The 20,279-nt window shown below is 61.9% G+C and carries 19 protein-coding genes and 1 pseudogene; 13 read left to right on the forward strand and 7 right to left on the reverse strand.

The features are described 5' to 3' along the window. Nucleotides 1-93 precede the first annotated feature (93 nt). Entirely contained in the window at nt 94-747 is a 654-nt protein-coding gene (locus LF599_RS04990; RefSeq protein ID WP_269941501.1) for a lactate utilization protein, read from the forward strand. 177 nt (nt 748-924) lie between these two features. Then, the gene (locus LF599_RS04995) at nt 925-1,671 is read left to right on the forward strand and encodes a UPF0280 family protein (RefSeq protein ID WP_279523078.1); all 747 of its coding nucleotides are present in this window, start codon (nt 925-927) and stop codon (nt 1,669-1,671) included. Here the strand turns inward: LF599_RS04995 and LF599_RS05000 are convergent. Both LF599_RS05000 and LF599_RS05005 read right to left on the reverse strand, forming a co-directional pair. After that, nucleotides 1,668-2,204: a GNAT family N-acetyltransferase gene (locus LF599_RS05000; protein ID WP_279522517.1), complete on the reverse strand. Its 537-nt coding sequence runs from the start codon at nt 2,202-2,204 to the stop codon at nt 1,668-1,670. The genes LF599_RS04995 and LF599_RS05000 overlap by 4 nt on opposite strands. Nucleotides 2,205-2,260: 56 nt before the next feature. Further along, nucleotides 2,261-4,222, reverse strand: a complete 1,962-nt coding sequence (locus LF599_RS05005; protein WP_279522518.1) for a diguanylate cyclase — start codon at nt 4,220-4,222, stop codon at nt 2,261-2,263. A gap of 734 nt (nt 4,223-4,956) precedes the next feature. Here LF599_RS05005 and LF599_RS05010 point away from each other — a divergent pair. From LF599_RS05010 to LF599_RS05030, 5 genes and pseudogenes are all read left to right on the forward strand, one after another. Continuing rightward, the gene (locus tag LF599_RS05010; RefSeq protein WP_279522519.1) at nt 4,957-5,943 is read left to right on the forward strand and encodes a hydrogenase small subunit; all 987 of its coding nucleotides are present in this window, start codon (nt 4,957-4,959) and stop codon (nt 5,941-5,943) included. A gap of 67 nt (nt 5,944-6,010) precedes the next feature. Continuing rightward, nucleotides 6,011-7,729, forward strand: coding sequence for a nickel-dependent hydrogenase large subunit (locus LF599_RS05015; protein ID WP_279522520.1), 1,719 nt, complete (start codon nt 6,011-6,013; stop codon nt 7,727-7,729). A 451-nt stretch (nt 7,730-8,180) separates the two neighbouring features. Continuing rightward, nucleotides 8,181-8,687 carry a hypothetical protein gene (locus LF599_RS05020; protein ID WP_279522521.1) on the forward strand — a complete coding sequence of 169 codons (507 nt, stop codon included), beginning with the start codon at nt 8,181-8,183 and terminating at the stop codon, nt 8,685-8,687. A gap of 21 nt (nt 8,688-8,708) precedes the next feature. After that, a pseudogene (locus LF599_RS05025) lies at nt 8,709-8,819 on the forward strand (SMR family transporter); the annotation flags it as partial. 83 nt (nt 8,820-8,902) lie between these two features. Further along, nucleotides 8,903-9,031: a DMT family transporter gene (locus LF599_RS05030; RefSeq protein WP_269941498.1), complete on the forward strand. Its 129-nt coding sequence runs from the start codon at nt 8,903-8,905 to the stop codon at nt 9,029-9,031. A gap of 74 nt (nt 9,032-9,105) precedes the next feature. Here LF599_RS05030 and LF599_RS05035 read toward each other — a convergent pair whose 3' ends face one another. The 4 genes from LF599_RS05035 to icd all read right to left on the reverse strand — a co-directional run bounded on the left by LF599_RS05035 (nt 9,106) and on the right by icd (nt 13,059). Further along, complete coding sequence (locus LF599_RS05035) at nt 9,106-9,363, reverse strand: HypC/HybG/HupF family hydrogenase formation chaperone (protein ID WP_269941497.1); 258 nt, start codon at nt 9,361-9,363, stop codon at nt 9,106-9,108. Next, complete coding sequence (locus LF599_RS05040) at nt 9,332-9,886, reverse strand: HyaD/HybD family hydrogenase maturation endopeptidase (protein WP_269941496.1); 555 nt, start codon at nt 9,884-9,886, stop codon at nt 9,332-9,334. Before LF599_RS05040 ends, LF599_RS05035 begins: the two co-directional genes overlap by 32 nt. 149 nt (nt 9,887-10,035) lie before the next feature. Beyond that, on the reverse strand, nt 10,036-11,628 hold the full coding sequence (locus LF599_RS05045; RefSeq protein ID WP_279522522.1) for an acetolactate synthase large subunit: 1,593 nt from the start codon (nt 11,626-11,628) through the stop codon (nt 10,036-10,038). Nucleotides 11,629-11,916: 288 nt separating this feature from the next. Continuing rightward, a complete protein-coding gene (icd, locus tag LF599_RS05050) occupies nt 11,917-13,059 on the reverse strand; it encodes an NADP-dependent isocitrate dehydrogenase (protein ID WP_279522523.1) in 1,143 nt (380 codons plus the stop codon). 157 nt (nt 13,060-13,216) lie between these two features. On the opposite strand from icd, the gene LF599_RS05055 reads away from it, so the two are divergent. The 3 genes from LF599_RS05055 to LF599_RS05065 all read left to right on the forward strand — a co-directional run bounded on the left by LF599_RS05055 (nt 13,217) and on the right by LF599_RS05065 (nt 16,190). Continuing rightward, nucleotides 13,217-13,948 (forward strand): SIR2 family NAD-dependent protein deacylase, encoded by a 732-nt coding sequence (locus LF599_RS05055; protein WP_279522524.1) that lies wholly within the window; start codon nt 13,217-13,219, stop codon nt 13,946-13,948. 299 nt (nt 13,949-14,247) lie between these two features. Beyond that, nucleotides 14,248-15,594 (forward strand): TrpB-like pyridoxal phosphate-dependent enzyme, encoded by a 1,347-nt coding sequence (locus LF599_RS05060; RefSeq protein WP_279522525.1) that lies wholly within the window; start codon nt 14,248-14,250, stop codon nt 15,592-15,594. A gap of 128 nt (nt 15,595-15,722) precedes the next feature. Beyond that, nucleotides 15,723-16,190 carry an META domain-containing protein gene (locus LF599_RS05065; protein ID WP_279522526.1) on the forward strand — a complete coding sequence of 156 codons (468 nt, stop codon included), beginning with the start codon at nt 15,723-15,725 and terminating at the stop codon, nt 16,188-16,190. Nucleotides 16,191-16,248: 58 nt separating this feature from the next. Here the strand turns inward: LF599_RS05065 and LF599_RS05070 are convergent, their stop codons facing one another. Further along, nucleotides 16,249-17,346 (reverse strand): glycoside hydrolase family 3 protein, encoded by a 1,098-nt coding sequence (locus LF599_RS05070; RefSeq protein ID WP_279522527.1) that lies wholly within the window; start codon nt 17,344-17,346, stop codon nt 16,249-16,251. A gap of 213 nt (nt 17,347-17,559) precedes the next feature. Here LF599_RS05070 and LF599_RS05075 point away from each other — a divergent pair, with 213 nt between their 5' ends. From LF599_RS05075 to LF599_RS05085, 3 genes are all read left to right on the forward strand, one after another. Continuing rightward, nucleotides 17,560-18,486 carry a rhomboid family intramembrane serine protease gene (locus LF599_RS05075; RefSeq protein WP_279522528.1) on the forward strand — a complete coding sequence of 309 codons (927 nt, stop codon included), beginning with the start codon at nt 17,560-17,562 and terminating at the stop codon, nt 18,484-18,486. Between the two features lie 71 nt (nt 18,487-18,557). Next, nucleotides 18,558-19,382 carry a metal ABC transporter ATP-binding protein gene (locus LF599_RS05080; protein ID WP_269941487.1) on the forward strand — a complete coding sequence of 275 codons (825 nt, stop codon included), beginning with the start codon at nt 18,558-18,560 and terminating at the stop codon, nt 19,380-19,382. Then, nucleotides 19,382-20,182, forward strand: coding sequence for a metal ABC transporter permease (locus LF599_RS05085; RefSeq protein WP_279522529.1), 801 nt, complete (start codon nt 19,382-19,384; stop codon nt 20,180-20,182). The genes LF599_RS05080 and LF599_RS05085 overlap by 1 nt, the downstream gene beginning before the upstream one ends. Nucleotides 20,183-20,279: the final 97 nt, after the last annotated feature.

The following is a 20,279-nucleotide window of genomic DNA, read 5'->3' on the forward strand; positions in this document are numbered from 1 at the left end:
CAAGTTTTTTCGCCGCTTGGCGAGCGAAAAAAAGCCCGTTTTTGCGTTTCTCCCGAACTGAACCATATTTAGGGAATATATCCCGGAGGCCTCATGGATAAAACCATGGATAATTATTGGAGCCTGAACCTCGCCGATCTCAGGGAACAGCTTGAGAACAACGGCTTCGACGTATATATGGCCGCGACCCTGGACGACGCGCGCACCATCGTGATCGACGAGATGCTGCCCGCGCTCGCGCCGAAGACCGTTTCCTGGGGCGGGTCCGTCACCTTGGCCGCTTCCGGTCTCTACGATTATCTGCGCGACTGTCCGGACTTCGAAGCGCTGGACACCTGGGACAAGGCCCTTTCGCTGGAGGAGAAGTACGAACTGCGCCGAAAGGCCCTGTTGGTCGACTGCTTTTTCGCGGGCACCAATGCCGTCACGCGCGACGGCCGTTTGGTCAATCTTGACATGTATGGAAATCGCACCGGGGCCATCACCTTTGGACCGCGCAACGTGGTCCTGCTCGTGGGCCGCAATAAAGTGGTTCCCGATCTGGAGCGCGCCATGGAGCGGGTCAAGGAATACGTGGCCCCGGTCAACACCATGCGGCTGAAAATGAAGACTCCCTGCGTCAAGACCGGCTACTGTATGGACTGCTCCTCCCCGGATCGCATTTGCAACGTCTGGACAATCACCGAAAAGTCTTTCCCCAAAGGGCGCATCAAGATCGTTCTCATCAATTCCGACGAAGGGTTCTAGGACGGGGCCTTAAGCCTTCCCGACCTTTTTCCGCGACTTTCCGGCTTCGCTTCGGGGAGCGTTTGTGGAAAATGATGTTCGTAATTTGTTTGTTTCGCGCATTGCTGTTGATAATGTGTTTGTTATTGTGTTCGTAAGCTGTTCCGTATTGGGAACAATATTCCGGAGGGCTTGATGGTGGGGGAGAGGCATCTTTCCACAGATCGCGGGTATCGTCGGACGATTTGTCCGCGCGATGGCGAGGTCCGGTTTCAGGTGGCGGTGGAGCAGACCGATTTGCTTGTCGTGGCCGAACTGGATTTGCATAACGAAATCGCGGCATTCGTGTCCAAGGTGCGCGGCGAAATCAAGAACTGGATCATGTTTCATCCGGAATTTGCGGAGAGTCTGGAGCCGGTGGGCGTTCCGGCCGACGCGCCCGAGATTGTCCGGGCCATGGCGTTTGCCGCCGAGGTTTGCGGAGTCGGCCCCATGGCCGCCGTGGCCGGATCTGTAGCTCAGGCTGTGGGTGACGCCTTTGCCGAGCGCAGCCCGAATATATTGGTGGAAAACGGCGGGGATATTTATATGCGGTCCACGCGTGAACGGGTGGCGGCCCTGCTGGCCGATCCCGGTTCCGGGGCGTCCGTGGGGCTCCGCATCGAGGCCGGAGCCTTTCCCGTGGCCCTGTGCGCTTCAAGCGCCACCATCGGCCATTCCCTGAGCCTAGGGTCGGGCGACCTCGTGGCCGTGCGTTCCAAGGATGCGCGGCTGGCCGATGCCGCGGCCACGGCCCTGTGCAATATGCTCAACTCCGGGAAAGACATGGACCGCGTGCTTCGTCGTGCGCGGGATCTGGCTTCCCACGGCCTGGACGGGGTCTTTGCACAGTACGACGCCAAGGTAGCCGTTTGGGGCGACCTGGAGCTGGTGGCCCTGGACTAGAGCGGTCGGCCGTATATCCACAGGTCCGTGGTTTTCCCCCATTTGCGGACCACGCCCCGGCGCATTCCCTCGTGCGCGAAGCCGGTTTTTTCCAGCACCCGCCGGGAAGCCGGATTCCAGCCGAAGCAACTGGCAGTGAGCTGTTCCACGTCGGTCTCTTCGCGCATGTAGCGGACCAGTGCGGCGACTATCTCGGTTGCCAGCCCCTTTCCCCACCATGCTGTGCCGAGCCAGTACCCGACGGTTGCGGTGTGCGTCTCCACACCACTGCCGCGGATGGCCCCGCAGCCGCCCGCAAGCTCTTCGTCGCTGAATACGGCGAATTGCCATTTGTTTTCGCCCGCCCCGTCGCGGCTCCAGTGGATCATGTTTTTTGCCGCTTCCTCGTCATAGGGGTAGGGGAACCGGAATGAGGTGTTCCAGGATATGTCGCGCGTGTCGGCCAGCGGCGGAACCAGGGGGATGTCCTCCACCCGCCAGGGACGCAACAGGCAGCGTTCGGTGTTTATCTCGGTCAGCATGAATTCGTTCATAACGGTTGCCCTCCTCGCGCATGGCGCCGGGGATCGTTTCGGAAAAATGCGACGGTTTATCGGCCGGCCACGGCGTTGCGGCCCGCTTTTTTGGCCTCGTACAACGCTTCGTCGGCCCGTTTGAGCAAGTCCTTGATGGAATCCTCACCATTCAGGGCCGCGACCCCGATGGATACGGTGACGGTCAGGTCTCCGGCTTCGGACGGAATGACCATGGCCTCGGCCATGGCCCGGATGCGTTCGGCCACCGCCATGGCCTGTTCGGCGTCGGTCTCCACCAGCAGGGCGGCGAATTCCTCTCCACCCAGCCGGGCGAAGACGTCGTTTTGCCTGAAGTCGGCCCGGCAGCGCAGGGCGAAGGCGCGCAGGACCTCGTCGCCCACGGCGTGTCCGTAGGTGTCGTTGATTTCCTTGAAGTAGTCGAGATCGCACATGAGCACGGACAGCGGGTGGGAGAATCTCCGCGCGCGGGCCAACTCGTTCTTGGCGCGATGGAAAAAGGCGTGGCGGTTGTACGATCCGGTCAATTGATCGCGGGTGGCCATGCGTTGCAGCCGGGCTTCGAGCCGCCGCTTGTCGGTCACGTCGTGGACGATGGAGTAGTGGAGCTGGCGGCGTCCCAGCGAGACGGGGCCCGTGAAGACCTCGACGTGTCGGCGGGTGCCGTCCTTGAGGGTGTGCACGTGCTTGAAGTAATTTCTGCGCTCTTTCGCGGCTTCCTTCAGTTCAAGGTACACCTGGGCGTCGGTCATGCAGTCCACTTCCCGCATCGTCATGGTGGTCATTTCCTCGTTTGAGTAGCCGTAGAAACGGCAGGCGGCCGGGTTGGCGAACTGGATGGACAGGTCCAGGGGGTCGTGCAGTATCATGGCCGCCTTGTTCTCTTCGAAAAAGGCGCGGTACAACTCGTCCCGTTCTTCCATGGCCCTCTCGGCTGCCACCTGGTCGGTGATGTCCTGGAGGATGCCGTTGAAGGTGCTGTCCGGGTTCAGCCGTCCGGACAGTTCCGTCCAGATGATCCCGCCGTCCACTTTGCGCAGCCGGGTCCTGAAGCGGGAGATTTCGCCATGCTCGCGCAGTGTCGTCCATAGCCTGACCCGGTCGTCGGGATTGATGTAGTGGGACAACACGTCGATCTTCGGCAGCGTGTCGAGAGACTCGTAGCCCAGTATGTCGGCCATGGTTCTGTTGGCCTCCAGGATAATACCGTTGGAGTTGGTCATGTAGATGCCGACCAGCGCGTTTTCAAAGAGCTGGCGGTACCGTTGCTCGCTATCCGCCAGGACCGCGTCCCTGTCGGCCAGCCGGCCGAGCATGTCGTTGTGAGCCTGGATGACCTCGCCGATCTCGTCGTCGCTTCGCCACTCGGCTTCGGTCGGGCGGCCGGTCTCTGCCGTGGTGCGGATGGAGTCCCGCAGGACTTTGAGTGGACGGTTCACGGTTTTGTTGAAGACGTAGGCCGCCACAGCCAGAGTGAATAATATGATGAACGTGATCAGGCCCATATGCCGCAGAAGGTCCAGCTTGAGACGTTCCTCGGCAAAGGCGTGGGTGTAGTGGATGGCCAGCCTGCCCATGTCGGTACGGCTTCCGTCGGGCTGGCGGCGGTAGATGTCGCGCCATACGGTCAGTATGCCGTCGACGTGGTCGGACGGCGTTAGCCCGTATGAAAGGAAAAGCTTGCCGTCCTCGTCGTAAATCTCGGCCCCGAGCATGGCGGAATGGCTTGATATGGAGGCCAGGGCGCTGACCATCTCCTCGGTCTGGTAGTTCCAGAGGAGACCGTCCAGGACGCGGCAGGTGACAGTGGCGAAGACGCCGACGTCGGTATCGATTTCGGCCAGAAGGTCCCGCCGGGTGAAATGCCATGTGAGAAGCATGAGTAGCAGGGCGGCCGCGAGCAGGAGGGGCAGGGTGCGGAACAGGACCTTGAAGATCAAGGACCTTGCGCCGCCCTCTTCCAAAGGCCTGCGTTCGGGACTCCTGCCTTTTTCTGTTCCTCTGTTATCGGTGGTCATTGGACGGACGCTCTCCTCAAGCCGACTTGGTTCCCACGCCGTGGGTTTTTCGGCACATGCCGTGGGGCCGTCTCTTCCCGGCGTCGGTCGTTACCAAGGCCCTCCGACATCCGGGAAGGCTGGTTTTCATGGGGCGGCGGCGGTGGTCGCGGCCCGGCGACTTTGCGACATTCGGGGTGCTGGGCGAGCAAGTCTCCGGTGCGGAGGCTTTCTTGTCCGAGGGAAAGAAAGAAGGATCAATGAGAACGGCCAAGCGGAAGACCTCCCGAAGGGTCGAGGGTTAGTCTCCTATTCTTAGCTGAATATTATCCTTAGTGGAAGAATGCATTCAATTATAGATTGTGCGCAGAATTCGTCGGCTCATGCAGGGGCGGTTCGGTCCGACCTTTCAGCCTGGACGGCTTTTCAATCGGGTTTCATCGGCCAATGGTCCTGTTCAGGGTATCCTGTGATTTTTGTCACGTGTTCTTGTCAAGGCCCTAGTTTGCCGATTCGCTTGAAAGTTTTTTGAAGTTGCCTATTGATTTTGTTTGTAAACCGCGATACGACTTTGTTAATTAATTTTTCCAGGGGGTTATAGCACGAACTTGGAAAAAGAATGCGAATCGTGTCACGCATATGTAATTCGTGACAAGGAGATGGCTTAGGTGCGAGTTCGGGCGTGTGCCCGACGGTTATGCTGGGAATAACGGTGTTCTCTTCATAACAGACTCATTTTATTACGGAGGTGTTCTATGAAATTTTCCGTAGGTCATGGCAAGGAAGGAGCCGTGGAACGGCTGGAAAAACGCGGCGTTTCCCGTCGTGATTTCATGAAGTTCTGCGGAACCGTGGCCGCAGTGATGGGCATGGGGCCTGCTTTCGCCCCGAGAATTGCGGAAGCCCTCACGGCAGACAACAGGCCCAACGTGGTCTGGCTGCACAACGCCGAATGTACCGGTTGTTCCGAATCCATCCTGAGGACCGTCGAGCCTTACATCGATGCCCTCATCCTGGATTACATTTCGCTGAACTACCATGAGACCATCATGGCCGCCGCGGGTCACGCCGCAGAGAAGGCCCTGTGGGATACGGTCAACGCCGGCAACTTCGTCGCCGTCATCGAGGGCGGCGTACCCACCGCTCCGGCCGGTACCGCCAATGAGGCCGGTGCTCACGGCAAGGTCGGCGGACACACCATGCTGGAGACCACCACCAAGGTAGTCAACGCGGCCGCCGCAACCATCACGTACGGCACCTGCGCCTCCTATGGCGGCGTGCAAAAAGCCGCTCCGAACCCGACTGCCGCCAAGGGCGTTGGCGAGCTGTTCCCCGGCAAGGCCATCATCAACGTGCCCGGCTGCCCGCCGAACCCGTTCTCCCTGGTCGGCACCATCGTGCACTTCCTCACCAAGGGCATCCCCGAGCTCGACGACGTCGGGCGTCCGATCCCCTTCTACGGCGAGACCGTTCACGACAACTGCCCGAGGCAGGAGCACTTCGACATGGACGAATTTGCACCTTCCTTCGGTTCCGAAGAGGCTCGCAAGGGCTGGTGTCTGCGTAAACTCGGTTGTCGTGGTCCCGAGACCTTCAACAACTGCCCCACGGTCAAGTTCAACCAGTACAACTGGCCTGTTCAGGCCGGTCATCCCTGCATCGGCTGCTCCCAGCCCGATTTCTGGGATGGAGCCGATTGGGACGGCGAAACCTTCATGTACGCCGATCTGACCGATCTTTAGTCGGTCGTCCGTACGGGTTTCGTTCAACTAACGCAGACAGAATCAGAATTCTCAAGGAGGATACAATATGTCCGGTTGCTCCCCTAAAGCCGCCCCGATGGCGCACGGGAAACACGATGTCGTAGTTGATCCGGTCACCAGGATCGAGGGTCACCTGCGCATTGAAGCCGTGGTCGAAGATGGCAAGATCGTAGATGTCCGCAGCAGCTCCCAGCTGTTCCGCGGTCTGGAGATCATCCTCAAGGGTCGTGATCCCCGCGATGCCCAGCACTTCACCCAGCGTTCCTGCGGCGTCTGCACCTATACTCATGCACTCGCTTCCATCCGCTGTGTCGACAACGCCGTTGGCGTGGACAAGGAACTGCCCCACAACGCCACCATCATCCGTAACCTGGTGATGGCCGCGCAGTTCATGCATGACCACATCGTGCACTTCTATCACCTTCATGCCCTGGACTTCGTTGACGTGGCCGGCTGCCTGTCCGCCGACGTCAACAAGACCGCTGAAATCGCCGTCGCCGTCGCCAAGACCGTGCGTCCGAATCCGAAGATCGTCTCCTCCAAGGAAGACCTTCAGAAGACCAAAGACACCGTCAAGGGCATCGTCGAGTCCGGCCGCCTGGGCATCTTCACTAACGCTTACTTCCTCGGCGGCCACCCGGCTTACGTTCTGCCGCCCGAGGTCAACCTGCTTGCCACCAACCACTACCTGAACGCCCTGCACCTGCAGGTCAAGGCCGCTCGCGCCATGGCAGTGTTCGGTGCCAAGAACCCGCACACCCAGTTCACCGTCATGGGCGGCGTAACCTGTTACGAAGCCCTGAGCGACAAGTACATCAATGACTTCCTGGCCTTGTACGCGGACATCAAGGACTTCATCCTTGACTGCTACATCCCGGACCTCATTGCCGTGGCCAGCTACTACAAGGATTGGGCTTCCATCGGCGGCACCACCAACTTCATGAGCTTCGGCGAATACCCGGCTCAGGGCGGCGAAGCCGATCTGAACTCCCGGTACGTCAAGCCCGGTGTCATCTTCGACCGCAACATCACGAACGTGATGGCCTTCGATCCCACCAAGGTCGAGGAGCATGTCAAGCACTCCTGGTACAAGGACGACACTCCGAAGCATCCCTACGCCGGTGTCACCGATCCCATGTACACCAGCCTGGACGACAAGACCAAGTACTCCTGGATGAAGGCTCCCCGTTACGACGGCCGCGCCACCGAAGTCGGTCCTTTGGCCACCTGTTTGGTCAACTACGGCCTGGGTCATCCCGAGTTCGTCAAGTACGTCAACTTCGTCCTCGGCAAACTGGAAGTCGGCCCCGAGGCCCTGTTCTCCACCCTGGGCCGCACCGGCGCCCGTGGTATCGAGTGCCTCATCACCTGCCTGAAGACCGAAGACATGGTCAACGATCTGAAGGAAAACATCGCCAAGGGCAACCTCGACATCTGCAAGGATTGGGATATGCCCGCCGAAGCGCAGGGCGTTGGCTTCGTCAACGCTCCCCGTGGCGCTCTGAGCCACTGGATGAGCATCAAGGGCGGCAAGATCGACAACTTCCAGCTCGTGGTCCCGTCCACCTGGAACCTCGGTCCCCGCTGCGACATGAACGTGCCCGGCCCCACTGAAGAGGCTCTGCTGGACAACACCCCGATCGCCGATCCGGAACGCCCGGTCGAGATCCTGCGTACCGTCCACTCCTATGACCCCTGCATCGCCTGCGGCGTGCACGTCATCGACAACAAGACCGGTAACGTCAAAAAGTTCCGCGTCCTGTAATTGCACAGGCGCGAACGCGCGAAAGTCATGGGGCTCGGCATTTGCCGGGCCCCTTTCTTTTGGCGTTCATTTCTTCGGTGTTCATTTCATAGGGGGGACAGTTCGTGGGTGTGAGCGGGCCGTTCCTCCCGCGATACGATTGCCACTTGCACAACCGAATTATACACCCGCTCACCGACCGGTCTGTTTGTCCGCGTTCGATGCTTTTGACAAAGCTTGATGCGTCGGAAGAGCGAAAGAGGCCTGGAGTGAAGCGCGCAACCAGTTGAATATTTGACAAGAAAATGAAGACGGTTTGCCCTTGCAGTGCGTCAGGACGACGTTGGGACGGGGTTGCTTGGCGTAGCCGGTCGGCCGCTTTCGAAGGCTTCGGGGATCACGAATCAGTGAGAGTTTCGGGCAGGTGTGCAGATGTTTGACCTTTTATGTGTTGTTGGCTACGCAGTCGGGTATGCGTGAAATGGAAAAACTCGGAATGCTCAAGCGGGGAGCTCGATACGTGCAAGCCGCTCCGTGGCCGTACATGACCGGACTCGGTGCGTTGCTTTTGGCCCTCGGACTCAAGGGGGCCGGTGTTTCGCAGTGGGCCTCGGGCAACGCGTCTTTGGCCGGGGCGTTTTGCTGGTGGGGCGTGTGCTGGTTCGTGGTCGCGTTCTTCGCCATGGCGGACGGCGTGTCCCGGCACCGGGAGTACCGGCGCATCAAGGCCATGTTTCTCAAGTACGGATTCAGCGAACGCATCCTCAAGCCCCTGGCCGGGTCCCGCTGTCAGCGGGACGCCGCGCTGCACGCAGCCCGCGAAACCGGCCACCTGGACAGCGCCCGTGCCTATTTTCACGACCTCGGCTATCGCTGGTACCACATCCTTCCGGACCTCGTGATCCGCAACCCCTTGGCCTTTGCCAGCCCCACCTTCATCCGCACTTCGTTCTTGCCCGGCAAGAAAGAGCGAATCTAGATCGGCACAACTATCGGAGGTATGGTGGGATACGTTTATTTTGCCCTGGCCATTGTCTGTGAAGTCATCGGCGCCACGGCGCTTCAGGTGAGCGATGGTTTTTCCCGCATCGGTCCGAGCCTGCTGGTGGTTGGCTACGGGCTGGACTTTTTCCTGCTCGGCCTGATGCTTCGAACCATTCCCATGGGTGTCCCATCTGGGCAGGGCTTGGCATTGTGCTCATCGGCCTGGCCGGGGTGGTCGTGTATAAGCAGCCGTTGGATTTTCCGGCGATCCTCGGCATGGCCCTTATCGTGGGCGGCGTGGCGGTCATAAATCTGTTCTCCGACAGCGTGGCCCATTGATTTGCGTTATTCGAAACAAGAAAAGGCCCGGAACACGGTGTGTTCCGGGCCTTTGTTATGGCTGATGGAAATGGCTAGAGCATTTCGTGCTGGTAGTTTTCGCCGCCAAGGAGATCGACCATGTCGCGGAGGATCTTGAGTGTTTCCTGCGCCTCCTTGGGGTCGAGCTTGCGCAGGGCGAAACCGGCGTGGATGATGATGTAGTCGCCGATGTTTGCTTCCTCGTCTAGGAGCATGATGGACGCCTGGACCGTGGTGTCGCCTTCGCCCACTTTGCAGGTGGCGACGCCGTCATTTATTTCAAGAATTTCTGCAGGAATCGCGAGGCACATAAATTTTCTCCGTTGCGGGGTTTTTGTCCGTCCGAAGGGTGTAGGAGCCGCCGGCGTTCTTCACTTCCTCAAGAACCAGGGCTTCCATCTGCGGAAGTCGCATTTCCAGTTCCGGGGACAGGGCGGCGGACATGTCCTTGAAGTTGACCGGCTCTATGCCGAAAAGAATGACGTTGTCCGGCACGCTTCCGATAATGCTACACTGGGCCAGCGTGTCGAGCAAGTCGGTCTGGTGCATTGAGTTCTTGAAGGCGCACGCCTTGTTCAGGTCTTCGCCGAGGAGGCGGAAGATTTCGCCCGGCGTGCCGTCGTTGAGGACGATGTCCACAATGATGAGGTAGTCCGACTCCATGATCGGTCCCATGAGCTTGAGGCCCAGGGTGCCGCCGTCGAGCACGGTGACGTTGTCGGAAAACTCGTATTTCTGTTCGAGATCCTCGGCCACGCGGACGCCGAATCCCTCGTCGGTGAAGAGGATATTTCCGACGCCAAGGATGAGAATGCGTTTATCTTTTTCAGGCATGACTTTCACTTAGTAGAGAGCCAAGGTTTTCGCAAGGTCTAAAACGGAAAACCCTGACAGAAACGGATTAAAGTGCCTTTGGACGACCTCTTGCGCCGGACCGTCGGGCGGGCCTGCGCCGTCGCGCTTGGGCCCGCCCGGACGTCAAATCAGATGACGGCCTCGATAAGCCTGGGACCGGACGCGTCGAGGGCCGAGCGCAGGGCGTCGGCAAAGGCCTGGGTCGTTTCCGCGCGCACGGCCTGGACGCCCATGCCTTCGGCGAGCTTCACCCAGTCCAGGGCCGGATCATGCAGGTCCAGGAGAGACAGGGCCTTGTCACCCTTGGACGCGGCGCGGACCAGCTTGAGTTCCTGGTTGAGGACCGCATAGGAGCGGTTGGCGTACAGGACGGTGACCACGTTCAGGTCCTCCCTGGCCTGGGTCCACAGGGCCTGGAGGGTGTACATGGCGCTGCCGTCGCCTTCGAGACAGACGACCTTGCGATCGGGCGCGGCCACCGCGGCCCCGGTGGAGAGGGGCAGGATACCGCCGATGGAGCCGCCGGTCAGGGCCAGGTAGTCGTGCGGCGCGGCCTGGGAGAGCTGGTTCGCATAGGGCAGGGTGGACGTGATGCCTTCATCGGCGACGATGGCGTTTTCCGGCAGCAGTGCGGCCACGATGCGCATGGCGGCTTCGGCGGTGAGCGGACCGTCGGCGGGCAGGGCGGGCGGATCGAGCGGGACCGTGGGCGCGTGGTCCGGGGCGTCGATCGCCGTTGCCAGGTCGGCGAGCGCGCGGTTTCCGTCTTCGTCGGGCTGGGACAGGGTCAGGATGTCGCAATGCGGCGGGGTAAGCCAGCCCTCCTGGCCGGGATAGGCGAAGAACGAAACAGGCGGCTGCGCTCCGACGAGCAACAGTCGGTCAAAGCCGTCGAGACGCGCCAGAACATCCTTGCCCCGGTAGGGCAGCCGTTCCACCACGGGCGAGCCTGCGCCGGAGCGCATACGCGGGGTGAAGGTGTCGCAGAAGAGTGTGGCCCCTGTCTTTGCGCAGATGCGGCCTGCGGCGGCAAGCCCTTCGCCGTGGAGCACCGATCCGCGCAGGAGGATGGCGGTTTTGCCGCCGTCCATGAGTGCCTTTGCTGCAACGTCGATGGCGTCTTGGGCCACGGGTGCGGGGACCGGGACCGGCAGGGCGGGCGCGGGGCGTTCGGCCTGGAGCCAGGCCGTGTCCGCAGGCAGGATCAGAGTGGCCACCTGTCCCGGGGCGGTGCGCGCGGCGCGTACGGCGCGTGCGGCGTCGGCGGCCACGGCGCGGGCGCTCCTCGGGCGGGCGACCCAGTGGGAGATGGCCTCGGCGAACGCGGTGACGTTGGATGTCAGGGGCGCGTTGTACCGTTCGTGGTATGTCGCGTGGTCGCCAACGACGTTGATTACCGGCGACTGGCCCTTGCGCGCATTGTGCAGGTTGGCCATGCCGTTGGCAAATCCCGGTCCGAGATGGAGCAGGGTGCACGCGGGCTTGCCGGTCATGCGGGCATAGCCGTCGGCCGCGCCGGTAGCCACGCCCTCGAAAAGGCAGAGCACCGGGCGTATGCCGGGGATGCGGTCCAGAGCGGAGACGAAGTGCATCTCGGAGGTGCCGGGGTTGGCGAAACAGACTTCCACCCCGCTTTCGACCAGGGTGGCGACCAGGCTGTCCGCGCCGTTGAGGTCGGTCTCCTTTTCGGGGCGGGGGGGCGCAGCGGTATGTTGAGGCATGAATCGACTCCTTTATTCAGGGTGTTGCGGAGTATGACGGCCCGTGCGGGGCCGGGAGCAGGAATCCGAAGGTCGGGCGTCCCGGATTCGGGACAAGCGATCGACGGCGAACGCGGTACCCGGCGGCGGGCCGAACGGCCCGGTCGGGAAACGGTTTTCGCCATGTGAGAGGGTAGCCGAGCGGGGTGTGCCGGTCAAGACGGGCGCGGGAAATCGTCGGGAGGAAAAGGAACGGCGGGCCGCGAAACAAGTTCGCGGCCCGCCGGTTGGGTTCGATATGGCTGCCTGCTACAGGTTGGCCAGCAGAAGTTCGCCGAATTCCTTGCAGCCCACCCGGGTGGAGCCTTGGATCTGGGAGGCCAGGTCGACGGTGACCTTCTTGTCGGCCAGGGTCTTTTCCATCGAGGCGTGGATGAGCGCGGCGGCTTCATGCCAGCCGATGTGCTCAAGGAGCATGGCGCCGGACAGGATCAGGGAGCCGGGGTTGGCCATGTCCTTGCCCGCGATGGTCGGGGCGGTGCCATGGGTCGGCTCGAAGAAGGCGAGCCGGTCGCCCATGTTCACGCCGGGGGCCAGCCCCAGTCCGCCCACCTGTGCGGCCAGGGCGTCGGAGATGTAGTCGCCGTTGAGGTTGGTGGTGGCGAGGACCGAATACTGCTCGGGGTACATGAGCACGTTCTGGAACATGGCGTCGGCGATGCGGTCCTTGATGACCACGCCCTCGCCGTCTTCGCCCTCGCGTACGACCTTGCCCTTGTACTCCTCGTCGGCCAGCTCGTAACCCCAGGCGCGGAAGCCGCCCTCGGTGGTCTTCATGATGTTGCCCTTGTGGACCAGGGTTACGGAAGAGCGGTTTTCGGCGATGGCGAAGTCGATGGCCTTTTTGACCAGCCGCTTGGAGCCCGCCGGAGTGATGGGCTTGATGCCGATGCTGGCGGTGGGATCGATCTTCGCGCCGAGTTCGCCCACGAGATAGTCGATCAATTTTCTGGCTTCCGGGGAACCGGACTGGTATTCAATACCGGCGTAGACGTCTTCGGTGTTCTCGCGGAACACGACCATGTCCACCAGGTCGGGGCGTTTGACGGGGGATTCTATTCCCTCGAAATATTTGATGGGCCGGATGCAGGCGTAGAGGTCGAAGGCCTGGCGCATGGTCACGTTGAGGCTGCGGTATCCCTTGCCCACGGGCGTGTTCAGGGGGCCTTTCATGGCCAAATCTGCCTTGGACAGGGCTTCCATGGTGGCCTGGGGCAGGTACTCGCCGGTCTCGGCAAAGCCCTTTTCACCGGCAAGCAGTTCCTGCCAGTCGAGTTTGTTGGCCCCGCCGTAGGCCATCTCAACGGCCTTGTTCAGGACGGGACGTCCGGCGGCCCAGACTTCGGAGCCGATGCCGTCGCCTTCAATGAAATAAACAGTTCTGGTAGCCAATGGGTCCTCCTCGGCGATGTGTCGGGATTGTTTCGAGATGAAGAAGCGGACTATGACGTTTATTCGGTTGGATTGCAAGCGGCCGGGAGTCCGGAAAAGCCGCCGCGCAGCGTTTTTAGCGGCAGATTTGAAAATATAATAACTGGTTGGAGATATCGTGCTGGGTGAATTGGAAATGGTCAAGGCGATGCTGGGAGGCGACAGGCGGGTTGTCGTTCTTACCGGGGCGGGGGTGTCCGCCGAGAGCGGGGTCCCCACCTTTCGCGGCCGGGACGGGCTGTGGAAGCGGCATCGGGCCGAGGACCTGGCCAGGCCGGACGCCTTTGCCGCGCACCCGGAACTGGTCTGGGAATTCTACAACTGGCGGCGCGGGCTGGTGAGAGACTGCGAACCCAATCCGGCGCACCTGGCCCTGGCGGCCATGGAGCGGCAGATGCCGAATTTTCTTCTGATTACCCAGAACGTGGATGGACTGCACGCCAGGGCGGGCAGCCTCAGAATGGTGGAGATGCACGGTTCGCTGTGGCAGGTCCGGTGCACGGTCTGCACCCATGCGCGGGAGGATTTTACCGACTTGCCCGACCTGCCGGAATGTCCCGTGTGCGGCCATCTGCTCCGGCCCGGCGTGGTTTGGTTCGGGGAACCGCTCACGCCCGGCGTGCTCCGGCTGGCCATCGAGCAGATCGGCAAGGCGGACGTATTCCTATCCGTGGGCACATCGAGCCTGGTGCAACCCGCCGCGTCCTTTTGCCAACTGGCCAAGGACCACGGGGCCGTGACCGTGGAGATCAACAGGGAGCCGACTCCGAACACGGGGCTCATGGACTTCGCGCTGCACGGCCCGGCCGGGGAGATTCTGCCCGAGCTGGCGGCCGGGCTGGCCGAGTAGGCCCGCTTGACTTCGCGGGAAGTTCGGGAGTAACCATGGCAACTATGCAAACACCCATATCATACAATTACTTTTGTGCGCGCGGGTGGCGCAACGTCAAGCGGCCCGATTCCTAGACGCGCGCTGAAGTATTTCCGCCGCCGGTCCTGGTGGCGGGTGCTTCCGTGCGCAGTTGGACATCGGAAAAGCCGCTGGATGAAACGCCAGTGGTTTTTTTTTACGTCAACCCGCAGGGGCCGGAGGGGAGTCGGTACGCTCCCGCCGTTACGGCCCGCAGCGCAACTGTTCGGAGGAACACCATGTCAGTGAAGAAGATCTTTTTGCCCCAGGACCAGATGCCTACCCAGTGGTACAATCCCATGCCGGATTTGCCCACGCCCATGGCTCCGCCCCTCAACCCGCAGACCATGGAACCGCTCACCCCGGACATGCTCTCCCCGATTTTCCCGGATTCCCTCATTGCCCAGGAGATGAGCCCCGAACGGTTCATCGACATTCCCGAAGAGGTCATGGACGTCTACAGGATATGGCGTCCATCCCCCCTGGTGCGAGCCGACCGGCTGGAAAAGGCCATCGGCGCCAAGTGCAAGATATTTTACAAGGATGAGTCCGTGTCTCCGGCGGGTTCCCATAAGCCCAACACCTCGGTTCCCCAGGCGTACTATAACAAGATCGAGGGCGTGAAGCGGCTGGCCACCGAGACCGGCGCGGGACAGTGGGGCACGGCCCTGTCGTTCGCCTGCGCCCAGTACGGCATGGAGTGCGTGGTTTACATGGTCAAGGTCTCCTACGAGCAGAAGCCGTACCGCAAGATGATAATAAACACCTACGGCGGGACCATTTATGCCTCGCCGTCGGAGCAGACCCGGACGGGCCGTGAGATGCTGGCCAAGGACCCGAACTGCAAGGGATCGCTGGGCCTGGCCATTTCCGAGGCTGTGGAGGACGCGGCCACCCATGACGACACCAAGTACGCGCTGGGCTCGGTGCTCAACCACGTGCTTATCCATCAGACCATCACCGGCCTGGAAGTGCAGAAGCAGTTGGAGATGGTCGGCGAGAAGGCCACCCATTTGGTCGGCTGTGTGGGCGGCGGTTCCAATTTCGGCGGGCTGGTCCTGCCGTTTATGCCGCAGAAGCTGGAGGGAGACCCGGTCCGGTTCATCGCGGTGGAGCCCAAGGCGTGTCCGACCCTTACCCGGGGCGAGTACCGCTACGACTTCGGCGACATGGCCCGGCTCACCCCGTTGGTCAAGATGCATACGCTGGGGCACGATTTCATGCCCGCGCCCATCCACGCCGGGGGCCTGCGCTATCACGGCGACGCGCCCATCGTCTGCAACATCGTCAACGAGGGGCTGTGCGAACCCGTGGCCTACTTCCAGACCGAGTGCTTCGAGGCGGCCAAACTGTTTATGCAGACCGAGGGATTTTTGCCCGCGCCCGAGACGTCCCACGCCATCAAGGGGGCCATTGAGGCGGCCAAAACCGCCGGACCGGACGACGTCATCGTCTTTTTGTACTCCGGCCACGGTATGCTCGACCTGGCGTCCTACGACGCCTTCAACCAGGGACTTTTGACCAACTTCGAGTTGCCCCAGCGCGACATCGAGGAGGCGCTCAAAGCCTGTCCGGACGTGAAATAACGACCCGCACGGCAGATGCCGATCACACCCCCGGTCCGGATTGCCGCGCCGGGGGTTTCACGTTTTCTTGCATCGGGACAAAGCCCTTGCTATTCAATAAAGATAGACACCGATCAAGGAGACGAACGATGCTGACCATGTGGAAAAGAATCGGGTTCGCCGCGCTGCTTGTCGCCGTCCTGGCGGCGCTGGGCGCATGTGGGACCCACAACGCCCCGACGATGAGCGAGGACGCCATCCGCCAGGCCCTGGTCGGCAAGACCTGGACCCTGCGTAGAATCGTGGCCCGGAGCTACGGCGACGATCCCGCGCGGACGTTGACGTTCAACGCCGACGGCACGGTTGAGGGATTCGGCGGGTGCAACGCCTTCAACGGCACCTATTCCCTGACGGGTGACAAGATCGAATTCGGCCCTCTGGCCTCCACCCGCAAATCCTGCGGGCCGGGCATGGATGAGCAGGAATTTACCTATCTGACGTTTCTGGCCAAGGTGCGCCGTTTGCATGTCGAGGAAGAGGGGACCGAGCTGGTCCTGCTGACCGAGGCCCAGGAACAAATTCTGTTTACTTCCGGAACGTCCGGGCTGTTCTGGTAGCCCTCTCGGAGAGTTGTTCATCACAGGCCGCCGATCGTCCGCACTGGACGGTCGGCGGTTATTGTTTCAGGGATTGCTTCAGGCGCAGGATGCGGTTGTACGATGTCTCGATGCGCGACCGGGGAATGATCCCGTCGTCCACGAGTTCCCGGATGATAGCGTGGGCCTTTTCCGCGATGCGCCGGTCGTAGGAGAGGTTGTTGCCGAAGAGAAGAATGTCCGCACCGGCCTCGATGGCCAGACGCACGGCTTCCTTGCGGCCGTATTCATCGGCGATGGCTCCCATGTCCATGTCGTCGGTGATGACCACGCCGTCGAAGCCGAGCTTTTCACGCAGCAGGCCGGTAACGACCTTTTTCGAGAGGGTGGCCGGATAGTTCGGGTCGAGTTTCGCGTTGAAGATATGGGCGGTCATTATCATGTCGGCCCTGCCGCTTCCGATCAGTTCCCGGTAGGGAGTGAGTTCGGCCTCGGACCAGGTTTCGGTCACATCGGTCAGCCCGGCGTGGGAATCGGTCCCGGCGGACCCGTGCCCGGGGAAGTGCTTGAGACAGGAGAGCACGCCCGCCCGGTGCAGTTCATCCACGAACACTCCGGCGCAGTGGGCGGTCCGCATGGGATCGCTTGAGAAGCTACGTCCGAGCCTGCCGATGGCCGGGCTGTCGGGATTGACGTTCACATCCACCACCGGGGCGAAATCCAGGTTGAAGCCCACCGAGGAGAGATTGGACCCGATCATGTACCCCGCCGTGCGCACGTTGAATTCTCCGTCAGCGCACATGTCGGCAGCGGCCGGTGTCTCGTGGAAACCGTACTTCCGCTTGAGCCGCTGCACCTTGCCGCCTTCCTGATCCACGGCCACGAGCAGGGGAATCCGGGCTTGCGCCTGGAGATCGCGGATGAGTTTTTCGACCTGTTCCGCCGACCGGATGTTGCGTCGGCCGCTGCCCAGCAGCATGTCGTGGTCGAAGAGAATCACTCCGCCCAGGCCTCGGTCGCGGATGTCGCGGACGATTGCGCTGTCCTCGTCCACGGCGAATCCCCGGAATCCGGCCATGAGCATCTGGCCGATCATGGCGTCAAGGTCGGCGGCATGGGCGGGGCCGGAAAGAAGGATAAGGAACGGCAGAAGCAGGACGGCGAAGAAATTGCGCATGGCGGGCTCGTCGGGCTGAAGGTTTGCGGGACCCGGCAAGTGTAGGGTGGAGCGCGCCGCACCGCAAGGATGAAACCGGTTTGCGCGCGGCCGGATTTCCTAATACATTGCGGCATGAACCTTCGAACCGGCCGCCCCGGATTGTTTCGCCGAGTCCTGCGACATGCCTGGACCGATCTCGTCCCCCTGGTCCGAGGAGAGGACGCCGCCCCCTTGTCGCACAAGGAAGCCCAACTCTGGGCGCTGGTCCTGGCCTCGCGCCATGTCCCTCACAGGTTGCGGCGGCTTAGCGCCGAGCAGGGAGGGGGATATGCGGTTATGGTTCAGGAGTGGTATGCCGACCGGGGCGCCGGGGAGATCTGCCAGTATTTCGAGGAAAATCGGCCTGAGCTTGCCCGGACTGAGCTGCCGGACCTGCGGCCCGTGGGCGGGCTGGAGCCGACCCTGTTCGGGCTGGCCCTGCTTGTTCTCTTTTATTGGGTTTATTCCCGGACCTATCCTGCCCAGGGGCTCTATCCGGACCTGTGGGTGCGCCTGGGCAGCGCGGACGCCGGAGCCATTCTTTCCGGCCAGTGGTGGAGGCTTTGCACGGCCCTGACCCTGCACGCGGACGGTCCGCACGTGGCCGGGAACGCGGCCATCGGCGGGGTGTTCATCTGGCTGGCCGCGCGTCGGCTCGGCTCGGGCGCGGCGTGGATGCTGACCATCCTGTCCGGGGTGCTCGGCAACCTCTTCAACTCCCTTGCCCTGGGGGTGCATCACGACGCCATAGGCTTCTCCACAGCCACCTTCGGCGCGGCCGGGGTGCTCGCCGGAATCAGGCCATTCGGCGTGGGGGGCGGACTGCACGGCCTCGGCGAAGGCTCGTGGTTCCGGCGTTTCCTGCGGTTTACGCGCACGGCGCTCATTCCGTTCGGCGCGGGGCTCGGTCTGCTGGCCATGCTCGGGGCGGGCGACGGGGAGGGCAATGTGGATCTGGGCGCGCATCTTTTCGGCTTTGCGGCCGGGCTTGGCCTGGGCGCCGTCATCGGGCTACTGACGACCCGCTTCGGCCTGCCGGGCAAAGATGTGGACTTCAGGCTATACCTGACGGCCCTCGCCATGCCCGCGGCCGCCTGGGTTTGGGCCTGGCTGGCGTGATATCAGGGCTTGTGCTACGCTAACTAGGTCTGTATGGATGTCCATCCAACGTGTTTTATCTGGAGTTTCGAGTGTCTGAGCCCGTTGTAGACATACAGGGTCTGAATTACGCACCCGGCGGTTTGCCGGTGCTGCAAGATGTCGACCTGCGCATTGAGCGCGGCGACTATCTGGCCGTACTCGGCCCCAACGGCGGCGGCAAGTCCACCTTGCTCAAGCTCATTCTCGGACTCATCAAGCCCGACAGCGGCACCATCCGCGTTCTCGGCCTGCCTCCGGGCGAGGCCGGAGGGCGCATCGGCTACCTGCCCCAGCATACCGTGGTGGCGGGTTCCTTTCCCATCACCGTGCTCGAAGCGGTCTGCATGGGCACGGTCCGGCCCGGCTTCAAGGGGATGTCCGGCCGCCACTCCAGGGCCGATCATGAAAAGGCGCGCCGGGCTTTGGAAAAGGTGGACATGCTCGCCTTCGAGGGGCGCGGCCTGGCTCGGCTGTCCGGCGGCCAGAAACAGCGCGTGTTCATCGCCCGCGCCCTGGTGGACTCCCCGGAGCTGCTCCTGCTCGACGAACCCACGGCCAGCGTGGACTCCGTCAGCCGGACGGCCCTGTTCGCCCTGCTTACCGAACTGAATAAGGACATGACCGTGATTATGGTCAGCCACGATATCTCTTCCCTGTCCTCGGGCGTCAAGTCCGTGGCTTGCGTCAATCGTTCGCTTCATTTCCACAAGGCTCCTGAAATCACCGACGACATGTTCACCATGGCCTACGGCGGGGCCGGAGACCATTGCTGCCCGGTTGAGCTGGTCACCCACGGCCATGTGCCGCATCGGGTGCTCGCTCCCCATGATCGGGACGACGAATCCAAGGGCTCTGCCGGGGACGGGGAGGCGTAATGGACGTCCTGAGCTTCGATTTCATGCAGAACGCCCTGGCCGCAGGGCTTCTCGCGAGCCTCATTTGCGGCGTCATCGGCACCCTGGTCGTGGTCAACCGCATCGTCTTCATCTCCGGCGGCATCGCTCACGCCTCCTACGGCGGAGTGGGGCTGGCCTTTCTCCTCGGGCTGCCTGTCCTGCCCGTGACCGCGGCCTTCACCGTCTGCATGGCCCTGATTATGGCCCTGGTCACGTTGCACGCCCGGGAGCGGGTGGATACCGTCATCGGCGTCATATGGGCCTCGGGCATGGCGCTCGGCATCATCCTTCTGGACCTCACCCCCGGTTACAACGTGGACCTCATGAGCTACCTGTTCGGCTCCATCCTGGCCGTGCCGCGCAGCGACCTCTGGATCATGGCCGCCATGGCCGCCGTTGTCGCCGTCATGGTGCTCGTCTTCTACCGGGGTTTCACGGTAATGAGTTTTGACGAGGAGTTCGCCCGTTCGCGCGGCGTGCCCGTGGATTTTCTCTATATCCTGCTCATCGTCATGGTAGGTCTGTGCGTGGTCATGATTATCCGCGTGGTCGGCCTTATCCTGGTCATCGCGCTTTTGACCATACCGCCTTTCATCGCCGAGCGGCGTACCCGCTCTCTCAAGGTGATGATGCTGGTGTCCACCCTCCTGTCCGCCTTATTCACCGTCACGGGGCTTTTCTTTTCCTACGCCCTGGACCTGACCTCCGGCGCATCGATCATCGCGGTGGCCGCCATCGGCTTTTTTGTTTCCCTGCTTATCCCTCAAAAAAATACTTGATTCATAAGGGGCTGTTTTTTCCCATGGAATGTCTTTTGCAATATATTGTCGGCGGGTGTACATCTTTTCCTGGCTCAAGGCCTGACAAACGGACCGC

It is taken from the genome of Pseudodesulfovibrio thermohalotolerans (assembly GCF_021353295.2).
Classification (GTDB): domain Bacteria; phylum Desulfobacterota; class Desulfovibrionia; order Desulfovibrionales; family Desulfovibrionaceae; genus Pseudodesulfovibrio; species Pseudodesulfovibrio thermohalotolerans.